A 1,983-nucleotide genomic window follows, 5' to 3' on the forward strand; every position below is an offset into this window, starting at 1 on the left:
AGGGCGAGCGCGAGACCTCGTCGAACAGCCGCGCGCGCAGCGGCCCGGTGGTGGAGGCGTCCAGCTCGCCGGACACCCGGACGACGACCGCGTCGGCCTGGGCGGCGTCCGGTGCGGCGCCGAGCGCCGAGGCGAGGGGGAGCGCGGAGGAAACGGGGCACATGGTCCAGAGCTCATCTCCGGCGGGCGCGCCGACCCGGCGGCGCGAACCGCCCGGCCCCGCGCTCGCCTGGTGCGCGAGAGGGGGCGGCTGGGCTCTCAACCGCGTCTGCCCTCGAACAGACCACCCGTCGGACGGGGGTCACCGGATCCACCGGCCGGACCGCCCTCCCGCTCCTCCCGGTGCAAGACGGCCCGATCCGAGTCCACCGCGTTCCGCAGTCGACCGATAGCAGCCCGTGCGAACCACCCGTGCAGCCGGAACGAACCCGCACCGGACGCGCGAGAACCCCGCCACCCGACCGGCCCGGCGCCCGGCGCCACCGTCCCGCGCGCTCCAGAGCAGCGCCACGTCGCCCCCAGCCGGCCGGTCCCACCCGACCACGTCCGGTCCGAACCGGTTCGCCCACCCCGGTCGTGCCCGTCCCGGTCGCGGGCAGGTGTCGCTCCTCGCCGTCCCCGGACGCAGTCGCCGTCCGCCGCCGTGTCGGCCTCGGCCGTCCGCCCGCGCGGCTAGCTCTCCCGCAGCGTCTGGGACGGCGAGACCCCGTAGGCGGCCCGGTAGCGCGCCGCGAACACGCTGGCCCGGCCGTAACCCCACTTCGCGGCGATCCGGGTCACCGTGTCCTGCCCCGTCGTCGCGGAGGACAGGTCCACGCGCGCGTGGTCGAGCCGGACCAGCCGCAGGTACGCCATCGGCGTCGCGCCCAGGTAACGGCGGAACGCCAGCTGCACGGCGCGGGCGCTCACCCTGGCGGCCCTGGCGACGTCCGAGGTGGTCAGGTCCCGGTCGGGGTTGGCGTCGATGAACGCGAGCGCCCGCCGCAGCGCGTCCGGGTGGGCGTCGCGACGGTCCTCGACCGTCGGGTCGGGGGTCGTGCTGTTCGGGAACGTCGCCAGCGCCGTCGCGGCCAGCAGGCGGGAGGCGTGGCCCACCACCAGCGGGTTGGTCAGCAGCTCCGGGTCGGCCAGCAGCTCGGCGCGCAGGTGGTCGCGGGTGGCGGTCCAGCCGCGCGCGGCCTCGGGGGTCACCGGCGTGTACCCGGTGAAGCGGACCGGCTCCGGGCCGGGGGCGACCTGCTGGAGCAGCGAGGTGGGCAGCACGGTCACGCTGAACGCGCCGCGCTCCCCGGTCACCCGGTGCGGGTCGTCGGGCCGGGCGGCCAGGAACGCGTCGCCGGGTCCGTGCGCGCGCGGCGCGTCCGCCGAGCCGGTGTCGATCCGCCCGGAGCGCACCAGGCCGAACACGTAGCTGCCGAGCGGGTCGACCTCGGCGTCGACGGCAGCGCGCAGCTCCACCTCGTCGAACCTGACCTCGCCGAGCGAGGCGGACGCCAGGCGCAGCCCGCGCTGGGGACCGCTCGACCGGAGGACGAGCCTGGTGTAGGTGGCGCTCAGCAGCTCCTCCGCGGCCTCGTCGTCGGAGACGTCGACCACGTGCTCGACGGGGGAGCGCTCCTCGGGCACCGGCACCGGCACCGGCTCCGGCTCCGGCTCCGCGGCCTGCGCCAGCGCGGCCTCCAGGCTGGTGCGCCTGGCCAGCACCCCGGCGGGGTCCACCGCGTCCAGCACGACCCGGTCCAGCGCGCCGCCCGGCTCCCCCAGCAGCGCGCACCGGCTCCCGCGCTCCGCGCACCTGCGGGCGAACGCCACCACCGCCCGCGCCGACCCCACCGCGAGCACCCCGGCCCCGCGCACGTCGAGCACCACCAGCGGCGGCAGCGCCCCGGCGGGGGTGGCCGCGAGCAGCGCCCGCGCGACCTCGCCCGTCCCGGCGCGCAGGGCCCCGGCGGGCAGCGCCAGCACCAGCGCCCGGTCCGCGTG

The 1,983-nt window shown here is 78.2% G+C and carries 1 protein-coding gene; it reads right to left on the bottom strand.

Annotation, left to right across the window (positions count from 1 at the left end; all coding sequences use genetic code 11):
• Positions 1-672: 672 nt before the first annotated feature.
• A partial coding sequence (locus ACTUAL_RS03040; RefSeq protein ID WP_440899192.1) for an AraC family transcriptional regulator occupies positions 673-1,983 on the bottom strand: 1,311 nt, incomplete at its 5' end.

Source organism: Actinosynnema sp., from assembly GCF_052038725.1.